The sequence below is a fragment of the Flexivirga sp. B27 genome, from assembly GCF_052905685.1.
In genome coordinates this window covers 952,930-974,914 of sequence record NZ_JBPYUM010000001.1, presented here as the reverse complement: position 1 = coordinate 974,914, position 21,985 = coordinate 952,930, and the positions used below count along the sequence as shown (strand labels likewise).

Genomic DNA, 21,985 nt, shown 5'->3' with positions numbered 1-21,985 from the left:
ACGCAAGACCGATGGAGGCGCGATGACCGCCCGTTCACACGTGCTCGACGGCCGCGCCGAGGCGCTGGCCGACGGCCTCGACCGAGACCCGCGGTATGACGCCGACGGCTTCCTCGTCGGAGAGTCCTACGAGTCCTATGACGGTGACCAGTTCGACCGTGAGGACCGCGCCGCCCTCCGCCGCGTGGCCGGTCTGTCCACCGAGCTCGAGGACGTCACCGAGGTCGAATACCGCCAGCTGCGCCTGGAGCGTGTCGTGCTGGCCGGTGTCTGGGGTGAAGGCACCGCACAGGAGGCCGAGCACTCCCTGCGCGAGCTGTCCGCGCTCGCCGAGACCGCCGGGTCGACCGTCCTCGCCGGGGTGCTGCAGCGCCGGATGAAGCCGGACCCTGGCACCTGGATGGGTTCCGGCAAGGCCGCGCAGCTGCGCGACATCGTCATCGAGGAGGGCGCCGACACCGTCATCGCCGACACCGAGCTGACACCGAGCCAGCGCCGTGGCCTGGAGGATGTCGTCAAGGTCAAGGTCATCGACCGCACCGCGCTGATCCTGGACATCTTCGCCCAGCACGCCAAGTCCAAGGAGGGCAAGGCGCAGGTCGAGCTCGCCCAGCTGCAGTACCTGCTGCCGCGGCTGCGTGGTTGGGGTGAGTCGATGTCCCGTCAGGCCGGTGGTCAGGCCGCCGGTGGTCAGGGCATGGGCTCGCGTGGTCCCGGTGAGACCAAGATCGAGCTGGACCGTCGCCGCATCAACACCCGCATCGCCAAGCTGCGTCGCGAGCTCAAGGGCATGAAGACGATGCGCGACACCAAGCGCGGCTCGCGTCGCGCGGGTCACGTGCCGTCTGTCGCGATCGCCGGCTACACCAACGCCGGCAAGTCCTCGATCCTCAACCGGCTGACCGGTGCCGGCGTGCTGGTCCAGAACCAACTCTTCGCCACCCTGGACCCGACGGTCCGTCGCGCCGAGACGACCGACGGCCGCGGCTACACGCTGGTCGACACCGTGGGTTTCGTGCGCGAGCTGCCGCACCAGCTGGTCGAGGCCTTCCGCTCGACGCTGGAGGAAGTGGCCGACGCGGACCTCGTGCTGCACGTGGTCGACGGCTCGCACCCCGACCCCGAGTCGCAGATCACCGCGGTGCGTTCGGTGCTGGCCGACGTCGGTGCGCATGACGTCAAGGAGGTCATCGTCGTCAACAAGGCCGACGTCGCCGACCCCGAGGTGATCGACCGGATCCTGCGCGCTGAGAAGCACGCGATCGCCGTATCCGCCCGGACCGGTGCGGGATTCGACGATCTGGCAGCGGTGGTGGCCGACGAGCTGCCACGTCCGGAGATCCGGATGGAGCTGCTGCTGCCCTACGACCGCGGTGACCTGTTGTCGCGCATTCACGACGACGGTGAGGTGCTGTCCAGTGAGCACACCGGCGAGGGCACTCACGTGCACGCCAAGGTCACCCCGACGATGCAGGCGGAGCTCGCCGACTTCGCTGTCTAGATCACCCCACGTTCAGAGCCGGCTGGCACCATCGGTGTCGTGACGTCACCAGCAGCCGGCTCTGAACAAGCACGCATCGCTTCCTCGCCGCACGCGGGTGACCCCTGGAGGTTGTGGGGACCATATGTCTCCGCACGCCAGTGGGGCACCGTGCGGGAGGACTACTCCGCAGACGGAAACGCCTGGGACTACTTGCCTTTCGACCAGGCGCACCGTCGTGCCTATCGCTGGGGCGAGGACGGTATGGCGGCGGTCTGCGACCGCTTCGGTTTCCTCAATCTCGGCATCGCGCTGTGGAACGGCAAGGACGACCGGCTCAAGGAACGCCTCTTCGGGCTGACCAACGCCCAGGGCAACCACGGTGAGGACGTCAAGGAGGTCTGGTGGCCGACCGACGCCACACCGACGCACTCCTACGCCGGCTGGCTCTACCGCTACCCGCAGGAACCCTTCCCGTATGACGAACTCGTGGCCGCGAATGCCGCACGGGGCAAACAGGATCCGGAGTTCGAGCTGACCGACACCGGGGTGCTCGACGACGACCGGTTCTTCGATGTCGCGGTGACCTATGCCAAGGCCGGACCGACGGACCTGCTGCTGCAGGTCGACGTGACCAACCACGGTCCCGACACCCACGACCTGCACCTGATCCCGCAGGCGTGGTTCCGCAACATCTGGGCGTTCGGACGCGACGATCGCACCCCGACGATGCGGCTCGCCGACGGGGCCGTCGAGCTGCAGCACGACTGGCTGGGCACCTACCGGCTCGAGACCGACAGTGATCCGCGAATCGTGTTCTGTGACAACGAAACCGACAATGTGGGTCTCTGGGGAGCGGAGCCACGCACCGACTGCCCCAAGAACGGCATCGACCGGGCGGTCGTGCACGGCGACGAGTCCGCTACCCGCGCCGACCACGGCACCAAGGTCGGCTTCTGGTGGCAACTGGACGACATCGCGCCAGGGGAGACCCGCACCGTCCGGCTGCGCATGTCCGCGGTCGCCGAAGGCCCCGGACGGGAGCATGCGTTCTTCGACACAGCAGCGTCCGGCGGTTTCGCCGACTTCGAGCATGTGCTGCAGCAGCGAGCGGACGAAGCGGACGAGTTCTACCGGGGCGTCATACCTGCGACCGCGAGTGAGGAGGACACGCTCATCGCCCGGCGGGCGTTCGCGGGCCTGTTGTGGGGCAAGCAGCTCTATCGCTACGGCGTCGACGAGTGGCTGGAGGGAGACCCGGCAGGCCCGCCCCCGCCGGCGCAGCGCCGCCGACCCGGTGGCCGCAACATCGGTTGGTCGCACCTCGACCTCGCCGACGTCATCTCGATGCCCGACGAGTGGGAGTATCCGTGGTTCGCCTCCTGGGACCTGGCCTTCCACACCGTGCCCCTCGCGCTGATCGACCCTGCGTTCGCCAGGGACCAGATCGAGCTGATGGTGCGCGAGTGGGCACAGCATCCCAACGGTCAGTTGCCCGCCTACGAGTGGAACTTCGACGACGTCAACCCACCGGTGCACGCCTGGGCCGCCTGGCAGGTCTACTCCCTGGCGAAAGACGTTGAGGGAGAGGCGGATCGGGAGTTCCTTGCACGGGTCTACAGCAAGCTGCTGATGAACTTCTCCTGGTGGGTCAACCGCAAGGACGCCGACGACTCCTACCTCTTCGAGGGCGGCTTCCTCGGCATGGACAACATCGGCCCGTTCGACCGCTCGAAACCGCTGCCCGACGGTATGCGGCTGGAGCAGTCGGACGCGACCAGCTGGATGGCGTTCTATGCGTTGTCGATGCTGCGGATCGGGGTCGAGCTGGCACGACATGACCGCAGCTGGAGCGGGTCGGTGCGCACCTTCTTCGAATACTTCCTGCGGCTGGCCCGGGCGATGACCAACTTCGGCAGCACCGGCATCTCGCTCTGGGACGAGAACGACGGGTTCTACTACGACGCGATCGTGCGCGCCGACGGGTCCAGCGAGCGGCTGCCGGTGCGTTCGCTGGTCGGCCTGATGCCTTTGGTCGCAGTCGAATCCGTGCATCCCGTGGTCGCCCGGCAACTGCCTGATCTGCTCAGCGAGGTGCACTGGCTGGAGCGGCGCGACACCGGCCTGGCCGACGTGCTGGCCCATCACCAGCAGCACGACGACAACCGCATCACGATGGCACTGGTGCCGGCCGAGCGGCGTGCCCGGCTACTCGCCCGGATGCTCGACGAGCGTGAGTTCCTGGCGCCGCACGGCATCCGGTCGCTCTCGGCGGCATACCGCACCCCGTTGACGGTCGACGTCGACGGCGCCGACTTCTCGGTCGGCTACACGCCGGCCGAGTCCGACAGCGCACTCTTCGGCGGCAACTCCAATTGGCGCGGGCCCGTGTGGTTCCCGATCAACTTCCTGCTGCTCGACGCGCTGGCGACGTATGCCGAGGCCGATCCCGACGAACGGGTCGAGCACCCGACCGGCTCGGGGCAGCAGCGCACGCTCGCCGCGGTCACCGCCGACCTGATGGACCGCATGGTCGGGCTCTTCCGCGCCGATGCGTCCGGCCGTCGACCGGGCACGCCCCGGTGGTATCCGAGCGGACCGTTGTGGGACGAGCACCCCACCTTCAGTGAGTATTTCGACGGCGACGACGGATCGGGCCTGGGTGCGACCCACCAGACCGGCTGGACCGCCCTGGTCGCCTACCTCATCTGCCGCGGCACCGCCGAGACCCCCTGATCGACCGGCATACCCCTGCATTGACCGGCACACCGATTCCGCGTTGATCCGTATGCCGCTTGTGCATGCGGTATGCCGGTCGAGCGGTGGGGTTGTGGACGGTGCGATCGGCAGGACGGCGACGGCATACCCTGTGGGGATGCCTGCCGACCTCGATGCCCTGATGCACGCAGCCGTCGGTGGAGTCGGCGGCACCGATCGACCCGGGCAGCAGCAGATGGCGCGCGCCGTCGACCAGGCGGCCGGCGACGGCTCGCACCTGCTGGTGCAGGCCGGCACCGGCACCGGCAAGTCCCTGGCCTATCTGGTGCCGGCGATCCGGCATGCGGTCGAGTCCGGCCGACCGGCGATCGTCGCGACCGCGACGCTCGCCCTGCAGGCCCAGATCGTCGACCGTGATCTGCCGCGGATCGCCGATGCACTCGCGCCGATCCTCGGCCGCCGGCCCACCTACGGCCTGGTCAAGGGACGCCGAAACTACCTGTGCCTGCACAAGATCGAGGGCGGTTACCCCGAGGAGGAGGACGCGCTGCTCGATGTCGGCGAGGTGGACCGCAACGCCGGCAAGCTCGGTGAGGAGGTGCTCCGGTTGCGCGAGTGGGCGCAGGAGACCGACTCCGGCGAGCGGGACGAGCTCGTCCCCGGCGTGAGCGAGCGGGCTTGGCGGCAGGTCTCGGTGTCTGCCGAGGAGTGCCTCGGCTCCAAGTGCCCGATGGTGACCGAGTGCTTCGTGGAGCGGTCACGCGCCGCTGCCAAGGAGGTCGACGTCGTCGTCACCAACCACAGCTTCATGGCGATCGACTCGTTCGAGGGGCGGCAGATGCTGCCCGAGCACGACCTGCTGGTGGTCGACGAGGCGCACGAGCTGGTCGACCGGGTCACCTCGACGATCACCGACGAGGTCACCGGCGGGATGATCTCGACGGCGGCACGCCGCTGCGGGCGTATGGCGGACGCCTCGACCATGCGCGAGGCCGGCGAGATGCTGCAAGAGCTGCTGAACGGCATGCAGGAGGGCCGCCTGCTCGGCATACCGGACAACCTCGGGCTGGCCCTGACGCGCGTGCGTGACGCCGCCCGCTCGGTGCAGAGCGAGCTCAAACCGGCATCGCCGGCGGACAACGACGCGTCCCGCCAGGTGGCCCGTGCCGCGATCGACGAGATCTTCGACAACTGCGACCGCATCCTGGAGGGCCGGGAGCTCGACGTGGTCTGGGTCAGCCAGGACCAGCGCCGCGGCGCGATCCTGCGCGTTGCGCCGATGAGCGTCGCAATGTTGTTGCGGGACAAGGTTTTCGGCGATCGCACGGTCATCATGACGTCCGCGACGCTCGAGCTGGGCGGCTCGTTCGACTCGGTCGCCGGGACCCTCGGACTGCGCGGTGAGGGCGGTCCGCGGTGGACCGGCCTCGATGTCGGGTCACCCTTCGACTACCCCCGGCAGGCCATCGCGTATGTCGCCTCGCAGCTCCCGCCGCCGGGTCGTGACGGCACCTCGACGCAGGCGATGGACGAGATCGAGACGCTGGTGCGCGCCGCCGGCGGACGGACCCTCGGGCTCTTCTCCTCGACCCGCGCAGCCCGCGCCGCGGCGGAGGAGATGCGCTCGCGGTTCGGCGACGACATACCCGTCCTGTGCCAGGGCGATGACCAGATCCGCACCCTCGTGGCCCAATTTGCCGCCGACCCGCGCACGTGCCTCTTCGGGACGCTCACCCTGTGGCAGGGGGTCGACGTGCCCGGCCCGTCCTGCCAACTGGTGATCATCGACCGCATCCCGTTCCCACGACCGGACGACCCGCTGGCGTCGGCGCGATCGCAGGAGATCGCCCGCCGCGGTGGCAACGGCTTCATGTCCGTGTCGGCCACGCATGCCGCACTGCGGTTGGCTCAGGGTGCCGGGCGGCTGGTGCGCAGCAGCGACGACCGGGGCGTCGTGGCATTCCTCGACACCCGGATGATCACCGCGCGGTATGCCGGCTTCCTGCAGAAGTCGCTGCCGCCCTTCTGGCCGACGACGGACCGTGCACTCGTGTTGAAGGCGCTCCGGAGGCTCGACGAGACCGCGTCCGAGCACTCCGCGCCGACCGCCGCGCAGGACACGCCCATCGTCGAGCGGGCCGCGACCGAAGCAGCGGAAGTGGCCGCGGACGAGACCCACGACGAGCCGGCCGAGCTCACCCCCGAGGTCACCCCGGAGATGGCCACGCAGGTGACAGCCGAGCCGGAGCCTGCACCGGAGCCGGCCGCGGCCGCCCCGCCAGTCTCCGGCTGGTCTGCCGAGGACGACGAGGAGTTGCGGGACGGCGCCGACCTCGGGCTCGACCCGCAGGAGCTCGCCGAGCACCTCGACAAGCCGCTGGACGACATACGAAACCGGTTGGTGCAGTTGGGGATCGGCTGACCGTGACAGTCAGCTCGGCGCGGCCCCTGCGGCGGTCACTTCGTGGGTGACGGCACCTTGGTCGAGACCTTGCCGTCGACCGCAGCAACCAGCTGCGGCACATAGCGCTGCAGCAGCCACGGGATCGACAGGGGAGTGACCAGGCTGAAGGCCGTCGCGTAGGTGCTCATCTTCTTGCCGCCGGAGACCGAGGAGGGGATGAAGATGCCTCGGCCCTCCTTCGCCGCCGTCGTCTTCTCCCAGAGCCCGCCGGTCCCCTTGTCGACCTCGGACTTGGAGTTCAGCCAGACCACCACGTCGAAGTCGACCTGCGTGGCCCGCTCGGCGCTGATCGAGCCGCCGAAGGAGTTCTTCCCACCGATGTTCTTGAACTTCGCCGGGTAGGAGAAGCCGAGCTCGTGCAGGATCACCGACCGGGCATCGGCAGGCGCGTAGAGGTAAATGCCCTCGTAGGTCGTGGCGACCACGGCGTCCTTCCCGTGGAACTGCGGATGGTCCTTCTTGGCCTTGGCCAGCTTCGCCTTGACCGAGGCGACCAGCTTCTTGCCCTCGGCGCCCTTGCCGATGGCGTCGGCCGTCATCTGGGCCGTGACGTCCCATGGCGTGCCGTAGTCCGGGGTGCCCTTCTGCTGGGCGACCGTGGGAGCCAGGTGACTCAGCTCGTCGTACTGCGCCTTGGTGAGTGCGGAGTAGGTCGCGAGGATCAGGTCGGGCCGCAGCGCCGCGATCTTCTCGGGGTTGAGCTTCTGCCCGTCGAGCACCTCGGGCAGCGGCGCCGAGCCGAGCTTGTCCTTGGCCCAGGGGTAGATCTCACCCGGGGCGCCGCTGACGTAGGAGGTGACCCCGACAGGGACCACGCCGAGCGCGAGCAGTGTGTCCTGCTCTGAAACTCCAACGCAGACAACGCGTTTCGGAGCCTTCTTGACGGTCGTCGAGCCGTACTTGTGCTTCACGGTGACCGGGAACGCCCCGGACGAGGGAGCCGATCCCTCACCGGAGGAACTCGACGTCCCGCCGGAGTCACTGCCGCAGGCAGCCAGCAAGGTGCCGAGGGCGAGGACAGCACTTCCGGACAGCAGATGACGACGGGAGGGTTGCATGGATTTCCTGACTGTGGTCGCGTGCGGGGGAGAGGTATCGGTGTGAGTCCCGCGGGGCGGGTGATTCCGGACACATCGTCGGGACCGGGTCGCGTCTCACATTTGGTAAGGCTAACCTTGCTGACTGTACGACGACGACCACCCCCGGCCGTCAGTCCCCGCCGACGGAGCACGTGTGACCATCCTCGACAAGACCGAACCAGCGAATTCGCCTCCGGCACAGTCTGATTCGACTGGGCCGAAGGCGCGCACGGGTTCCTGGTTCGTGATCGGAGCGCTCGCGGTCGCGGTCCTCCTGTGCGGGGTGCTGAGCCTGATGGTCGGCAATGTCGGCATCAATCCGGTGCGCAGCGTGCACGTCCTCTTCGACGCGGACAACTCACAGGCGTCGGCGATCATCCAGCAGCTGCGACTCCCGCGGACGCTCCTGCTGCTCGTGGTCGGCCTGGCGCTCGGTTTCTCCGGTGCGCTGATGCAGGGACAGTCACGCAACCCGTTGGCCGACCCGGGTCTGCTCGGGGTCTCCGAGGGTGCGTCGCTCGCCGTCGTCCTGGCGATCTTCTGGCTGCACATCGGTTCGCCGGCGGCATACACCTGGTTCGCGCTGCTCGGAGCGGGTGTCACCGCCTGGGTCGTCTTCTCCATCAGTGCCGTCCGTGGCGGGCCGTCCCCGCTGACACTGATCCTGGCCGGTGCGGCCGTCAGCGCGCTTGCCCAGGCGATCATCACCTCGATCATCACCTCGAACGTCTCGACCCTGGATCAATACCGCTTCTGGGTCGTGGGATCGGCGAGCGGCCGCGGCATCGAGGTCTTCTGGCAGGTCATCCCGTTCATCGGGCTGGGGGTGGTGCTGGCCGCCATCTGCACCCCCGCGATCAATCTGCTGCAGCTGGGTGACGACTCCGCACGCGCGCTCGGCGTGCGCCCCGGGCTGCACAAGTTCCTCGGGGTGTGCGCGGTCATGCTGCTCACCGGTGGTGCGGTCGCGGCGTGCGGACCGATCGGCTTCCTCGGCCTGGTCGCACCGCATGTGGCGCGCTTCTGGTGCGGTCCCGACTACCGGTGGATAGTGCCCTACTCCGGCCTGATCGGCGCCATGGTGCTGACCCTCGCCGACGTCCTCGGCCGCGTGATGGCCGGCGGCGCCGAGGTGCAGGTCGGCATCGTGATGGCGCTCATCGGTGGCCCGGCGTTCGTCCTCCTCGTCCGACGAGCCCGGTTGGTGCAGCTGTGATCACCGCAAGCACGTCGCGGGAGGAGACCCGTGAGCTCGGGACCGGCGACAGCTCCGCCGGTGCCCGGTCCGGCCGGTTGCGACCCGCCCTGCGCGTCGGTCCCGCATCGTGGCGGGTCCACCCCCGCGCGGTGCTGTGCGCAACGGTGGCAGCGGTGCTCGTCCTCGTCCTACTGGTCGTCGACCTCGCCTATGGCGACCTGCAGATCCCCTTCGTCGATGTGGTCCGCGCCCTGCTGGGTGACAGTGAGGGCGTCAACTCCTTCATCGTCCGAGGTGTCCGCTTCCCCGAAGCCGCGGTCGCCCTGCTGGCCGGGCTCGCCCTGGGCCTGTCGGGTGCCCTGATCCAGACCATCGCCCGCAACCCGCTGGCCAGCCCCGACGTGATCGGCGTCAACGCCGGCGCAGCCGTCGGGGCGGTCGGCTACATCGTGTTGTTCGCAGCCGCGGACAGCAGCGTGCCGGCCGGGGTCTCGGGCGATCTTGCGCTGCCACTCGCGGCGTTCTGCGGTGCCCTGCTCGCCACCGCCCTGCTGTATGTCGCCGGCTGGCGACACGGTCTCGACGGTCGGCGGCTGGTGCTGGTCGGCATCGGGATCGCCGCCGCGCTGACCGCCTGCACCTCATGGCTGCTGGTGACGGCGCGCCTGCAGACCGCCGCGTCGGCGCAGGTGTGGCTGTCCGGGTCGCTGACCGGTGCGACCGGCAGCAACGTCGAGTGGCTCGTGGTCGTGATCGTGCTGGTCGCGCCGCTGGCCCTGTGGCAGGGCTCGGGGCTGAACATCGTCGAACTCGGTGACGACACGGCGCACGCGCTCGGTGTCCGGCCGGCGCGGGCTCAGGCGGTCGCGCTGCTGTGTGCCGTGCTGCTCGCCGCCGTCGCAGTCTCCGCGGTCGGACCGATCGGCTTCGTTGCGTTCGTGTGTCCGCAGATCGCGCGCCGGCTCGTCGGCACCTCGCGGCCGCCGCTGCTCACCTCTGCCCTCGTCGGCGCAGTGCTCGTCCAGGGCGCGGACGTCATCACCCGGCTCTGGCTCACCGGCCTCGCCGTCGGCGTCGTCACCTCGCTGGTCGGCGCGCCGTACTTCATCTATCTGCTGATCCGCACCCAAAGGCAGGACAACGCATGACTCAGACAACCGTGCACCCCCGTGAGCTGACGCAGTCTGTGCCGACCGGCCGGCTGGTCGCCGACGGCATCACTGTCGGGTATGGCGACGAACCCGTCGTCCACGATGTGTCGCTGTGTGTCCCGGACGGCAAGGTGACCACCATCATCGGACCCAACGGCTGCGGCAAGTCGACGCTGTTGCGCACGCTGTCCCGGCTGCTCAGCCCGAGCGAGGGCAGTGTGCTGCTCGACGGGGCGCCCATCGGCTCGCGATCGGCCAAGCAGCTCGCCCGGACCCTGGCGCTGCTGCCGCAGAGCCCGCTCGCGCCCGAGGGCCTGCTGGTGCGCGACCTCGTCGGCCGGGGGCGGCACCCGCACCAGCGGTGGTTCCAGCAGTGGTCGCACGGTGACGAGGAGGTCGTCACCGAGGCGATGCGCTGGACCGGCATCCTCGACCTCGCCGACCGTCCGGTCGACGCGCTGTCCGGCGGTCAGCGGCAGCGGGTCTGGATCGCGATGACACTGGCACAGGACACCGACCTGGTGCTGCTCGACGAGCCCACGACCTACCTGGACCTTGCGCATCAGGTCGACGTACTGGACCTGGTGTGCCGGCTCAACCGGGAGCGTGGTGCCACCGTCGCGATGGTCCTGCACGACCTCAATCTGGCGGTCCGCTTCAGCGATCACGTCGTCGTCATGTGCGGCGGTCACGTTGTGGCACAAGGGGATCCGGCCGAGATCATCGATGCGGTGCTGCTGCAACGGGTCTTCGGACTGGACGCCGACATGGTGGCCGATCCGCGCACCGGCATCCCGATGGTGGTCCCGCGCGGTCAGAAGACGAGAGGCTGAATCCTCAGCGCAGGACGACGGTGCTGGGGCCGTTGACGAAGACCCGGTGCTCGGCGTGCCAGGTGACCGCCCGGGCGAGCACCTGGGACTCGACGTCACGTCCGGCGACAACCATGTCGGCAGGGGAGTAGCCGTGGTCGATGCGCGCGACGTCCTGCTCGATGATCGGGCCCTCGTCGAGGTCCGGCGTCACGTAGTGGGCGGTCGCCCCGATGAGTTTCACGCCCCGCTCGTGCGCCTGGTGATAGGGGCGCGCTCCGCGGAAGCTGGGCAGGAACGAGTGGTGGATGTTGATCGCACGACCGGCGAGGCGCTCGCACAGGTCGGGTGAGAGCACCTGCATGTAGCGGGCGAGGATCACCAGCTCGGCGCCGCTGCCGTCGATCAGCTCCAGCAGGCGTGCCTCGGCAATCTCCTTGGTGTCCTTGGTGATCGGGACGTGGTGGAACGGTATGTCGTGCGACGACACCAACTTCTGGAACGTCAGGTGGTTGGAGCCGACCGCCACGATGTCGATGGGCAACGACCCGACCTGCTGTCGGTAGAGCAGGTCGTTGAGGCAGTGCCCGAGCTTCGACACCAGCACCAGGGTCTTGACGGGCTGCTGCGCGGGGAAGAGGCCCCACGTCATACCGAACCGGTCGGCGACCGGAGCCAACGACGCCCGCAGGGTGTCCTCGTCGACCGGCCCGTGCACGCCGGCGCGGATGAAGAACCGCCCGGTCTGCGGGTCGCCGAACTGCTGGCACTCGTCGATGTTCGCGTCGTGCCGCACCAGCTCGCGGCTGATGGCGGCGATGATCCCGGGGCGGTCGGCGCAGGACGCGGTGACGACGAAGTGCGAGCTGTCGGTCATGGCGCGAACCCTACGGTTTCGCGCGCCGGAGGACCGTAACCGTCCGGCCCTCGACACGTGGTCGGTGCCGGATGGCACAGTTAGCGCCATGACGGACGTCCCGCCGCTGGTGCTGATCGCCGGGCCCGAGCAGATCCTCGCCGAGCGTGCGGCCGAGAGCACCATTGCACTGTTACGCGAAGGCGATCCGCAGGCGGAGCTCGTGCGCATCGAGGCAGCGAGCTACGAGGGCGGGGAGCTGCAGCTGCACACCAGCCCCAGCCTGTTCGGCGGCAGCAAGATCGTGCTGGTGCGCGACCTCGACGAGGGCCGCGAGGAGTTGATCTCCGACGTCGTCGACGTGGTCAAAGGGCTGCAGGACGGACCAGCCGACGCGACGCTCATCGTCCAGCACAAGGGTGGCATGCGCGGCAAGAAGGCCCTCGACGCGCTGAAGAAGGCCGGTGCTCGGGTCATCGACGCTCCGGCGATCAAGAGTGATCGCGACAAGTCCGCGTTCGTCACCAATGAGTTCCGGACTGCCGGGCGCAAGGCGGCGCCGGACGCCGTGCGGGCGCTGCTGGAGGCCGTCGGCAAGGACCTGCGTGAGCTTGCTTCCGCGTGCAAGCAGCTGGTGGGCGACACCGAGGGCCTGGTCACCGTCGACGTCGTGGAGCGCTACTACGGCGGCAAGGTCGAGGCCACCGGCTTCCGGGTCGCCGACGCCGCGATCCGCGGTGACCTGCCCGACGCGCTGCGCCTGGCGCGGCATGCGCTCGCCTCCGGGCTGGATCCGGTGCCGATCGTCGCGGTCCTCGCCAGCCAGTTGCGGCAGATCGCGCGGGTGGCGACCGCAGGGCGTGGCCCGTCCGGCCAGCTGGCGAAACAACTCGGTATGGCGCCCTGGCAGGTCGACCGAGCGCGCCGCGATGCGCGAGGCTGGGACGGCGAGCGGCTGGGCCGCGCCATACAAGCAGTGGCGGCAGCCGACTTCGACGTCAAGGGCGGTGGTCGCGATCCGGTCTACGCCCTCGAGCGGGGCATCATGACGATCACCGCCGAGCGCAACGGCTGACCGCGCAAGCTGATCGAGTGCCGTGAGGGACGAGCGGCGTATGCCCGCGCAAGCTGATCGAGTGCCGTGAGGGACGAGCGGCGTATCGAGATCCCGATTTGGGCGGAATGACGCGCCGCTGGTAACTTTGGTTCTTGCGTGCGCGCTCTGGTCGTGCGCGCATGCGAGCACCATCGCGCAGACGGCATCGCCCGAGTGTCCCCACGCTCCATCCGCCGGTTGCGCGCGTCAACCCTCATTGACAACCAACATCGTTTCGACCAAGGAAGTACTACACGTGGCAAACATCAAGTCGCAGATCAAGCGGGTCAAGACCAACGCGATCCGCACGGAGCGCAACCGCGCCTACAAGTCGGAGCTGCGCACCTGGATCCGGCACACCCGCGCCGCCGTTGAGGCGGGCGACAAGGCGAAGGCCACCGAGATGCTGGCCGCCGCGTCCAAGAAGCTGGACAAGGCCGTGAGCAAGGGCGTCATCCACAAGAACCAGGCCGCCAACAAGAAGTCGGCGCTGGCGAAGGCCGTCAACAGCCTCGACGCCTGATCGGCTCCGCACGACACGAGGTCCGGTGCCGTCCCTGCAAGGGGGCGAGACCGGACCTTCGTCGTACCCCGAGAGCCGTGCGGTAATCTGAATGCCGTGCGGCAGTTGCTTCTTCTTAGCCGGCCGCGTCGACGCTAGGCGGACTTCGACGCGGCTGACCCCTCTGTGCAACGAGGGGTCTTTTCATGTGACGAGTCCGACGCGCACGTAGAGCTTTGACCTGAAGGACGGACGAATGACCGACGACCAGCCCGCACACCGCTATTCAGCGGCCCTGGCGAACGACATCGAGCGCACGTGGCAGGACCGCTGGGAGGAGCAGGGCACTTTCCACGCGCCCAACCCGGCCGGCCCCTGGGCCGACCCCGAGGCGATCGACGGCCGCCCGAAATACTTCCTGCAGGACATGTTCCCCTATCCCAGCGGCGCCGGCCTGCACGTCGGCCATCCGCTGGGCTTCATCGCGACGGACGTCTACGCGCGTTATCAGCGGATGTCCGGCAACAACGTGCTCTACACGATGGGCTTCGACGCCTTCGGCCTGCCGGCCGAGCAGTATGCCGTGCAGACCGGGCAGCACCCGCGCAAGACGACCGAGGACAACATCGTCACCTACACCCGGCAGCTGCGGCAACTGGGCCTGTCCCACGACAAGCGTCGGGCGTTCGCGACGATCGACCCGGAGTTCTACAAGTGGACGCAGTGGATCTTCCTGCGCATCTACAACGCCTGGTACGACGAGCGCGCCGGCAAGGCCCGACCGATCGAAGAGCTGGTGTCGGCGTTCGAGTCCGGTGACGTGCCGACGCCCGACGGGCGTGCGTGGGCCGACCTGTCCGAGGCGGAGCGCCGCGACGCGATCGACGACCACCGGCTGGCCTACAAGAAGGAAGTCCCGGTCAACTGGGCTCCCGGACTGGGCACCGTGGTGGCCAACGAGGAAGTCACCAACGAGGGGCTGACCGAGCGCGGCGACATGCCGGTCTTCCAGCGCAACCTGCCGCAGTGGATGATGCGCATCACCGCGTATGCCGACCGGCTGATCGACGACTTGGACCGGCTGGACTGGCCGGAGTCGGTCAAGTCGATGCAGCGCAACTGGATCGGCCGATCCGGCGGCGCTGCAGTGCAATTCGCGGTCGACGGTGTGCAGGACCGCATCGAGGTCTTCACCACCCGGCCGGACACCATCTTCGGGGCCACCTTCATGGTGCTGGCGCCCGAGCACCCGTTGGTCGACGCGCTGGCCGCGGACGCGTGGCCCGAGGGCACCCAGGACGCCTGGACCGGTGGAGCCGCGACCCCCGGGGCGGCCGTGGCGGCATACCGGCTGGCGGCGTCGCGCAAGTCGGAGCTGGAGCGGCAGACCGAGGACGCCAAGGCCAAGACCGGCGTCTTCACCGGCGCGTTCGCGACGAATCCCGTGTCGGGTGAACGCATTCCGGTCTTCATCGCCGACTACGTGCTGATGGGCTACGGCACCGGTGCGGTGATGGCGGTGCCGGCCGAGGACCCGCGTGACTGGGACTTCGCCAAGAAGTATGAACTGCCCTACCTGCGCACCGTGCAACCCGCCGAGGGGCACGACGAGGACACGGCATACACCGGCCCGGGCGCCAAGATCAACTCCTCCAACGAGCGGATCTCGTTGGACGGCAAGGAGATCGACGAGGCGAAGCAGATCGTCACCGACTACCTGGAGCAGCGGGGCGCGGGTCGCGGCACGATCACCTACAAGCTGCGTGACTGGCTCTTCAGCCGGCAGCGCTACTGGGGCGAGCCGTTCCCGATCGTCTATGACGAGGACGGCGTCGCGCACGCACTGCCCGAGTCGATGCTGCCGGTCGAGCTGCCGGAGGTGGCCGACTACTCGCCGAAGACCTACGCGCCGGACGACGCGGAGTCGATGCCGGAGTCGCCGTTGTCCCGTGCGGAGGAGTGGGTCGAGGTCGAGCTGGACCTGGGTGACGGGCCGAAGAAATACCGCCGCGAGACCAACACCATGCCCAACTGGGCGGGTTCGTGCTGGTACGAAATCCGTTACACCGACCCCTCCAACACCCAGCGGTTCGTCGACGCCGAGTGCGAGCGCTACTGGATGGGCAAGAACGACAAGCCCGGTGACACCGGCGGCGTCGACCTGTATGTCGGCGGTGTCGAGCACGCGGTCCTGCACCTGCTCTACGCACGCTTCTGGCACAAGGTGCTGTTCGACCTGGGCTACGTCAGCTCCGAGGAGCCGTTCCGCCGACTGTTCAACCAGGGTTACGTGCAGGCTTTCGCCTACCGCGACCACCGCGGCCAGCCGGTGCCGGCCACCGAGGTGGAGGAGCACGGCGAGGGCGACTCGATGACCTTCACCTGGCAGGGTCAGCCGGTTTCGCGCGAGTTCGGCAAGATGGGCAAGTCGCTGAAGAATGTCGTCACACCCGACGAGATGTGCGCGACGTTCGGCGCCGACACCTTCCGGGTCTACGAGATGTCGATGGGTCCGCTGGACCAGTCACGGGTCTGGGAGACGCGGGCCGTCGTCGGCGCGCAGCGATTCCTGCAACGCTTGTGGCGCAACGTGATCGACGAGGAGACCGGCGCGGTGCGGGTCACCGACACAGACCCGTCGGAGACGTTGAGCAGGGCCGTGGCCAAGGCGGCGGACGGCGTGGCCAAGGACTACGACGCGCTGCAGTTCAACACCGCGATCGCCAAGCTGATCGAGCTGAACAACACGCTGACCAAGGAGGCCGCCGACGCCGGGTCACCGCGCGCCGTCGTGGAGCAACTGGTGCTGATGACCGCACCGGTCGCGCCGCACATCGCCGAAGAGCTGTGGTCCCGGCTCGGCCACGAGTCGTCGCTGGCGCACGAGCCGTTCCCGGTCGCCGACGAGTCGCTGCTGGTCGATGAGACCGTGACCTGCGTGGTGCAAGTGCAGGGCAAGGTGCGTGACCGTCTGCAGGTGTCTCCGTCCATCTCCGACGCCGACCTGGAGGCGCTCGCCCGTGACAGCGAGAAGATCCGGAACGCCGTGGGGGACAAGCAGATTCGCAAGGTGATCGTGCGCGCTCCGAAGCTGGTCAACCTGGTGGTCGGGTAGTCCCGTGTCCGTTGCAGTGGTGACCGACTCGACGGCATACCTGCCGTCGGGGGTCGCCGCGGCCAACGGCATCTCAGTGGTGCCGATGCGCCTGGCGATCGGTGGGGAGTCCTACGACGAGGGCCGTGGCGTCACCCCGGAGGAAGTGGCCAGGGCGCTGCGCGACTTCGTCCCCGTGTCGACCTCCCGGCCGTCACCGGCGGTCTTCACCCAGCTGTATGACGCCCTGGCCGACGCAGGACACGACGCGATCGTGTCCGTGCACATCTCGTCCCAGATGTCGGCGACGCTGTCCTCGGCGCAACTCGCAGCGCGAGACTCGCGCATCCCGGTGACCGTCATCGACAGCGAAACCATCGGCATGGCAATGGGTTTCGGGGTCATCGCGGCCGCGGAGAGCGCGGCTTCCGGCGCCGATGCGGCGGATGTCGCGGCGACCGCCCGGCGCCATACAGGTGCCTCGACGACCGTCTTCTACGTCGACACGCTGGAGCACCTGCGCCGGGGCGGGCGCATCGGCCGGGCCTCCGCGCTGATGGGTTCGGCACTGTCCATCAAGCCGCTGCTGACCGTCCGCGACGGGCACATCGAGCCGTTGGAGCGAGTGCGCACCAGGAACAAAGCGCTCGCGCGACTGGTGCAGCACGCGGTCGACACCGTCAACGATCTCGAGGAGCACGACGACCTCGACGGTATCGATGTAGCGGTCCATCACCTCGACTCCCGCGACCGTGCGGAGATGCTGATCGAGCAGTTGGCGGAGAAGCTGCCCGCGGCACGACGGATGCTGCTGGTCGAGTTGGGTGCGGCCGTCGGTGCGCATGTCGGCCCGGGCACGCTCGCAGTCGTGGTGACTCCTCGGTTCACCGGGCGCACGCGCATCGTCGGATCCTCTGAGTGAGCCCTGATTGAACTCTGCTTGACCTGGTTGTCCACATCCCCTCGTCACGCGCTGGTTTTCCACAGGGTGAAGCGCTCACCGGGGCGTGGGATCCGTTCTGCCACATACAGTTCCGCACATGGCACGCTCACGTGGGGAGGAAGGCACGCCGGACCGGTTGGCGGCGGTGCTCGAGGAGCTCGAAGCGGTGCGACGGGCACCCGGATGGGTGCCGTCGCAGGACTCGGTCGTTGACGAGCCGCGTTCGAAGGTCGCCGACCTGCCGCGTCGGGTCGCCGCCACCCGACGCGCCGAGCGGACTGAGCGCGCTGAGCGCACGAATGGCGCCGACTCGACCCGCAGGGGCAGGCACGCCGCGGGGGTGACCAGCGACGAGGTCCGCCCCCGTGAGCCGCTGCTGCGGCCGCCGGAGCCGCTCCTCGGGGCACAGGTGGCGCCGAGCAGGCTCGCGGTCATCGGTGCGCTGGTCCTGGTGTCGGTCGCGGCGCTGGTTTTCGGTGGCCGGGTGTTGTGGGCGCGCGCATCCGCGCAGCCGCATCCGGTGACCTCGACGGCTTCTGCGCAAGGTTCCGCGCCGCGCAGCACCGCAGGCTCGACCGCCGCCGGCAGCGCGGCCCCCGCCGGTGCCGGCAACTCGGCCAGACAGGGGTTCGGCGCAGCCGCCACCCCGTCCTCTTCGGCGTCGCCGACCACCCTGGTGGTGCAGGTTGTCGGTCAGGTGCACAAGCCCGGCGTCGTGCACGTCAAGCAGGGGTCGCGGGTGCAGGACGTCGTGTCGGCTGCGGGTGGGGCGCTGTCCAGCGCCGACCTGTCTGCGATCAACCTGGCACGTGTGGTGTCCGACGGTGAGCAGATCCAGGTGCCCAAGCCGGGAGAGCACCCGACGCCGCCACCGCAGGGATCACCGGCGAGCAGCGCCGTGGGTGGTGCCGGCGAGTCCGGGTCAGCGGGCGGGCCGGCAAGTGTTGTCGACCTCAATACCGCCGACCAGGCAACGCTTGAGAGCCTGCCCGGTGTTGGCCCGGTGACCGCACAGCGCATTCTGCAGTGGCGTGCGGACAACGGCCGGTTCAGCACCGTCGACGAGCTCGGTGAGGTCAGCGGCATCGGTGACAAGACCCTGGCGCAGCTACGGCCGCACGTCAGTGTCGGCTGAGACGACGTGTCACGTCTCTCCGAAGGCGCGGCCAGGTCTGTCAGGGAGCGTCTTCGCGGGCTGACCGAGCGCAGCAACTCGGCAGGGCACGGCGTGTTGGATCTGCGGTTGTTCACCGCAGCGGCTGTCGCCTGGCCGGTCACGCTGGTCATGCTTCGGCTGCCTGCCGGCGCCAGCGCGTGCACAGCGGTCGTGGGTGGCGTGACCGCCGCCGTGCTGGTGCTGCGGCACCGGCAGCCCGGGGCCGACCCGCCTGCTGCGTCGGGTCGTCGCCGGCGGCTGACCGAGACGATCGCCCTCGCTGCCGCCGCAATGGCGCTGGTCAGTGCCGCGACCGCCGGACACATGATGACCCGGCAGGCGGGACCGGTGGACCGGCTCGCCGCGCAGCGGGCAACCGTGCGGGTCGAGGCCGTGGTGACCTCCGACCCGCGACCCGTCGGCGCCGGGCTGCACGGCAGCGAGAGTCTGGTCATCGCCAAGGTGTCGGTGCGGCAGATCACCGGGCGCGGGATGCGCAGCGCACCGCGTACCCCGGTGCTGGTCATCGGCGACGAGCGATGGCTCGCTGTGCACTGGCACGAGCGCGTCGAGGTCGGTGGCCGCCTGCAACCTGCCGACCGGGGCGACGACATCGAGGCCGTGCTGATCGCTCACGGCTCGCCCCGGGTCGTCGGCGACGCGGGCATGCTCCTCGACGCGGTGGAGTCCGTCCGCGCGGACACTCGCGCGGCGACCGACGGGTTGCCCGCCGACGCCCGCGGCCTGGTGCCGGCACTGGTCATGGGCGACACCTCCCGGCTGCCGCAGGACCTGAACGACGACATGCGGGCCACCGGGATGACGCATCTCAATGCGGTGTCGGGCTCCAACGTGACGATGGTGCTGCTGGCGAGCATGTGGGTCGCCGGATGGTTCCGCATCCGCGGCAGATCGCGCTTGGTGATGGCAGCCGTCGCGCTCGGCCTGTTCGTCCTGCTGTGCCGACCGGAGCCCTCGGTGGTCCGGGCGGCAGTCATGGGTGTGGTGGGTCTGGTCGGTATGTCGTTCGCCCGCCGCGCGGCCGGCCCGCCGGTGCTCGCAGCTGCGGTGTTGCTGCTGCTGGTGATCGACCCCTGGCTGGCGGCGTCCTACGGATTCGCCCTGTCCACATTGGCGACCGCCGGGTTGCTGTTCTTCGCCAGACCGTGGGCGGACCGGATGGCCATGTTCCTACCCCGGCCACTGGCTCCGCTGGCGGACGCGGTCGCGATCCCGATGGCGGCGCAGGCGATGTGCGCTCCGGTGATCGTGCTGCTGCAGGGTTCGGTGAGCCTGGTCGGCATACCGGCGAATGTGCTCGCAGCGCCGCTGGTCGCCCCGGCGACGATGTGCGGCGTGCTCACCGTGCTGATCGCGCCGGTGAGTGTGCGTCTCGCGACGGCGACCGCGTGGTGCGCAGCGCTGCCGACAACGGGGATCGCGTGGATCGCGCATACCTGTGCTCGGGTGCCGCTCGGCACACTGCCATGGCCGGACGGCGCGGCCGGGGCGTTGTTGCTCGCGGCACTCACCGTGGTGGCGCTGTGTGCCGGAGTGTGGCTGCTGCGCACCCTGTGGGTCCGGCCCTACCTCGCGGGCGCGGGCGCGGTGCTGGCCGCAGCGGCATGGGCGCCCACACCGGTGAGTGCGTGGCCTCCGCCGGGGTGGGTCTACGTCGCATGTGACGTCGGACAGGGCGACGGCGGGGTGCTGGCCACCGGACCGGGCCACGCGTTGGTCGTCGACGCGGGTCCCGATCCGGGCCTCATCGACGACTGTCTCGATCGGTTGCAGATCGGCGTCGTGGACGCCGTGGTTCTCACCCACTTCCACGCCGACCACGTCGGTGGCCTGGCCGGTGTTTTCAGCGGGCGACGGGTGGGGCCGATCTATGTCACTCCGGTCTCGTCCGGGACCGCAGCCGACACCGATGCCGAAGCGACCGAGGAGCCCCTCGTTCGTGCGCTCGCGGCGCGACACGACGTGTCACTCCGCACTCTCGCAACCGGCGACGTGCTTGACCTCGGTCAGGTGCATGCTCTGGTCCTGGGACCTACCCGGACCATCCGGGCCGGCTCGGTCCAGAACAACGCGAGCATCGTCCTCGACGTCCGCAGCCGCGGCCTACGACTGGTGCTCACCGGGGACATCGAGAAGGAAGCAGCAGCGCTGGTGATCAGCACACTGCAACGGTTGCCGGACGCACCGCCCGTCGACGTGCTGAAGGTGCCGCACCACGGATCCGCGAACCAGGACGATCGACTCGAACACCTTCTCCACGCGCCCATCGCGGTGATCAGCGTCGGTGCGCACAACGACTACGGCCATCCGGCGCCGCGCACGCTCGACCTGCTGCGGGACAGCGGCTCAACGGTCGAACGCACCGATCGTGGCGGCGACATCGCGATCGTCGCGCAGCACGGCAGGCCGCTCGTCGCCCGGCCGTGACCGACAGCGCAGCCGCCGGGGAAGAGCGTCAGCTGCAGACGCCCTTGGCGCTGGCCGCCTCGCACAGCGCATCGAGCGTTGCGGCGACGGCAGGCACCCGCTGCAGGTCCGGGGTGGTGACGGCGTAGACCGCACGGCGTGAAGCCGGGTCCATCGGCAGGGTGACAACGCCGGTGTTTCCGGCCGAGCGGCGGATCAGATCGGGGATCAGTGCCACACCGAGGCCCTCCGACACCAGGCCGAGCACGGCGACGTAATCCTCGGTCTCGAAGGCGACATCGGGGTCGAAACCGGCTCGCGCCGCGAGCGACAACAAGTGGCCGCGACATCGTGGGCAGCCGGCGATCCACGGCTCCCCGGCCAGGTCGGCGAGCTTGACCTTCTTCGCCTTGGCCTTCGGGTGGTTCAGCGGAAGAGCCAGCCGCACCTCGTCGTCGAGCAGCTTGCGGGTGATGAACGCGTCGATGTCCTCCTCGCCGCGCGCCAAGTCGGTGCCCTCGTAGGCGAACGCGACGGCGACGTCGCACTCTCCGGAACGCAACGCGGCCAGTGACTCCGGCGGCTCCGCCTCGGTGAAACTGACCTCCACGTCCGGGAAGCGCTGCTTGACCAGTGCCAGCGCTCGCGGCACCAGCGTCGAGGATGAGGACGGGAACGCCATCAGCCGCACCCGCCCGGCCCGTAGCCCCGCGATCGCGGCCACCTCGGACTCGGCCGCGTCGAGCGCGGCGAGCACCGGGTTGGCGTGTCGGGCAAGGACCTGGCCAGCTTCGGTCAGCCGGACGCTGCGGCCGAGGCGCTCGACCAGCACGGTGCCCGTGCGGTCCTCCAACCGGCGCACCATCTGGGAGATGGCCGGCTGCGAGTAGCCCAGCGAGGCGGCCGCGGCGGTGAAACTGCCGTGGTCGCTGATGGCCTTGATGACACGGAGGCCGGCTGCGTCGATCATGTGCTCAAGAATAACATTTCGTTATTGCGCCACGACCTG

15 protein-coding genes are annotated in these 21,985 nt (G+C 69.2%); 12 read left to right on the top strand and 3 right to left on the bottom strand.

Translation table 11 applies throughout. The features are described from left to right. The first annotated feature begins 22 nt into the window (after positions 1-22). The 3 genes from hflX to ACSZL9_RS04440 all read left to right on the top strand — a co-directional run bounded on the left by hflX (position 23) and on the right by ACSZL9_RS04440 (position 6,620). Complete coding sequence (gene hflX, locus ACSZL9_RS04450; RefSeq protein ID WP_446664265.1) at positions 23-1,501, top strand: GTPase HflX; 1,479 nt, start codon at positions 23-25, stop codon at positions 1,499-1,501. A gap of 39 nt (positions 1,502-1,540) precedes the next feature. Next, positions 1,541-4,216 (top strand): MGH1-like glycoside hydrolase domain-containing protein, encoded by a 2,676-nt coding sequence (locus ACSZL9_RS04445; protein WP_446664264.1) that lies wholly within the window; start codon positions 1,541-1,543, stop codon positions 4,214-4,216. Between the two features lie 139 nt (positions 4,217-4,355). Then, positions 4,356-6,620 carry an ATP-dependent DNA helicase gene (locus ACSZL9_RS04440; RefSeq protein WP_446664263.1) on the top strand — a complete coding sequence of 755 codons (2,265 nt, stop codon included), beginning with the start codon at positions 4,356-4,358 and terminating at the stop codon, positions 6,618-6,620. A 35-nt stretch (positions 6,621-6,655) separates the two neighbouring features. Here the strand turns inward: ACSZL9_RS04440 and ACSZL9_RS04435 are convergent, their stop codons facing one another. Continuing rightward, on the bottom strand, positions 6,656-7,720 hold the full coding sequence (locus ACSZL9_RS04435) for an ABC transporter substrate-binding protein (protein ID WP_446664262.1): 1,065 nt from the start codon (positions 7,718-7,720) through the stop codon (positions 6,656-6,658). Between the two features lie 175 nt (positions 7,721-7,895). On the opposite strand from ACSZL9_RS04435, the gene ACSZL9_RS04430 reads away from it, so the two are divergent. Genes ACSZL9_RS04430 through ACSZL9_RS04420 form a run of 3 tightly spaced genes read left to right on the top strand, consistent with a single transcriptional unit; the run spans position 7,896 to position 10,923 of the window. Continuing rightward, positions 7,896-8,957 (top strand): FecCD family ABC transporter permease, encoded by a 1,062-nt coding sequence (locus tag ACSZL9_RS04430; protein ID WP_446664261.1) that lies wholly within the window; start codon positions 7,896-7,898, stop codon positions 8,955-8,957. Beyond that, positions 8,954-10,087 carry a FecCD family ABC transporter permease gene (locus tag ACSZL9_RS04425; RefSeq protein ID WP_446664260.1) on the top strand — a complete coding sequence of 378 codons (1,134 nt, stop codon included), beginning with the start codon at positions 8,954-8,956 and terminating at the stop codon, positions 10,085-10,087. Before ACSZL9_RS04430 ends, ACSZL9_RS04425 begins: the two co-directional genes overlap by 4 nt. Beyond that, entirely contained in the window at positions 10,084-10,923 is an 840-nt protein-coding gene (locus ACSZL9_RS04420; RefSeq protein WP_446664259.1) for an ABC transporter ATP-binding protein, read from the top strand. The genes ACSZL9_RS04425 and ACSZL9_RS04420 overlap by 4 nt, the downstream gene beginning before the upstream one ends. Positions 10,924-10,927: 4 nt before the next feature. Here ACSZL9_RS04420 and purU read toward each other — a convergent pair whose 3' ends face one another. After that, positions 10,928-11,779, bottom strand: a complete 852-nt coding sequence (gene purU / locus ACSZL9_RS04415; RefSeq protein WP_446664258.1) for a formyltetrahydrofolate deformylase — start codon at positions 11,777-11,779, stop codon at positions 10,928-10,930. Between the two features lie 88 nt (positions 11,780-11,867). Between purU and holA the strand changes: the two genes are divergently transcribed. From holA to ACSZL9_RS04385, 6 genes are all read left to right on the top strand, one after another. Beyond that, the gene (holA, locus tag ACSZL9_RS04410; protein WP_446664257.1) at positions 11,868-12,833 is read left to right on the top strand and encodes a DNA polymerase III subunit delta; all 966 of its coding nucleotides are present in this window, start codon (positions 11,868-11,870) and stop codon (positions 12,831-12,833) included. Positions 12,834-13,110: 277 nt separating this feature from the next. Beyond that, positions 13,111-13,377: a 30S ribosomal protein S20 gene (gene rpsT, locus ACSZL9_RS04405; RefSeq protein WP_446664256.1), complete on the top strand. Its 267-nt coding sequence runs from the start codon at positions 13,111-13,113 to the stop codon at positions 13,375-13,377. Positions 13,378-13,612: 235 nt separating this feature from the next. Beyond that, positions 13,613-16,471, top strand: a complete 2,859-nt coding sequence (gene leuS, locus ACSZL9_RS04400) for a leucine--tRNA ligase (RefSeq protein WP_446664255.1) — start codon at positions 13,613-13,615, stop codon at positions 16,469-16,471. A gap of 4 nt (positions 16,472-16,475) precedes the next feature. Continuing rightward, positions 16,476-17,372 carry a DegV family protein gene (locus ACSZL9_RS04395; RefSeq protein WP_446664254.1) on the top strand — a complete coding sequence of 299 codons (897 nt, stop codon included), beginning with the start codon at positions 16,476-16,478 and terminating at the stop codon, positions 17,370-17,372. A gap of 118 nt (positions 17,373-17,490) precedes the next feature. Next, positions 17,491-18,528: a helix-hairpin-helix domain-containing protein gene (locus ACSZL9_RS04390; protein ID WP_446664253.1), complete on the top strand. Its 1,038-nt coding sequence runs from the start codon at positions 17,491-17,493 to the stop codon at positions 18,526-18,528. Positions 18,529-18,534: 6 nt separating this feature from the next. After that, positions 18,535-20,997, top strand: a complete 2,463-nt coding sequence (locus ACSZL9_RS04385) for a ComEC/Rec2 family competence protein (protein ID WP_446664252.1) — start codon at positions 18,535-18,537, stop codon at positions 20,995-20,997. Between the two features lie 28 nt (positions 20,998-21,025). On the opposite strand, the gene ACSZL9_RS04380 is transcribed toward ACSZL9_RS04385, so the two are convergent. Further along, positions 21,026-21,946 (bottom strand): LysR family transcriptional regulator, encoded by a 921-nt coding sequence (locus ACSZL9_RS04380; protein ID WP_446664251.1) that lies wholly within the window; start codon positions 21,944-21,946, stop codon positions 21,026-21,028. Positions 21,947-21,985: the final 39 nt, after the last annotated feature.

Excerpts from the sequence above, each read along its gene's own strand:
- ACSZL9_RS04435 (WP_446664262.1), bottom strand. The coding sequence starts at position 7,720 with ATGCAACCCTCCCGTCGTCATCTGCTGTCCGGAAGTGCTGTCCTCGCC.
- leuS (WP_446664255.1), top strand. The coding sequence starts at position 13,613 with ATGACCGACGACCAGCCCGCACACCGCTATTCAGCGGCCCTGGCGAAC.
- ACSZL9_RS04390 (WP_446664253.1), top strand. The coding sequence starts at position 17,491 with ATGGCACGCTCACGTGGGGAGGAAGGCACGCCGGACCGGTTGGCGGCG.
- hflX (WP_446664265.1), top strand. The coding sequence starts at position 23 with ATGACCGCCCGTTCACACGTGCTCGACGGCCGCGCCGAGGCGCTGGCC.
- purU (WP_446664258.1), bottom strand. The coding sequence starts at position 11,779 with ATGACCGACAGCTCGCACTTCGTCGTCACCGCGTCCTGCGCCGACCGC.
- holA (WP_446664257.1), top strand. The coding sequence starts at position 11,868 with ATGACGGACGTCCCGCCGCTGGTGCTGATCGCCGGGCCCGAGCAGATC.
- ACSZL9_RS04420 (WP_446664259.1), top strand. The coding sequence starts at position 10,084 with ATGACTCAGACAACCGTGCACCCCCGTGAGCTGACGCAGTCTGTGCCG.
- ACSZL9_RS04380 (WP_446664251.1), bottom strand. The coding sequence starts at position 21,946 with ATGATCGACGCAGCCGGCCTCCGTGTCATCAAGGCCATCAGCGACCAC.
- ACSZL9_RS04440 (WP_446664263.1), top strand. The coding sequence starts at position 4,356 with ATGCCTGCCGACCTCGATGCCCTGATGCACGCAGCCGTCGGTGGAGTC.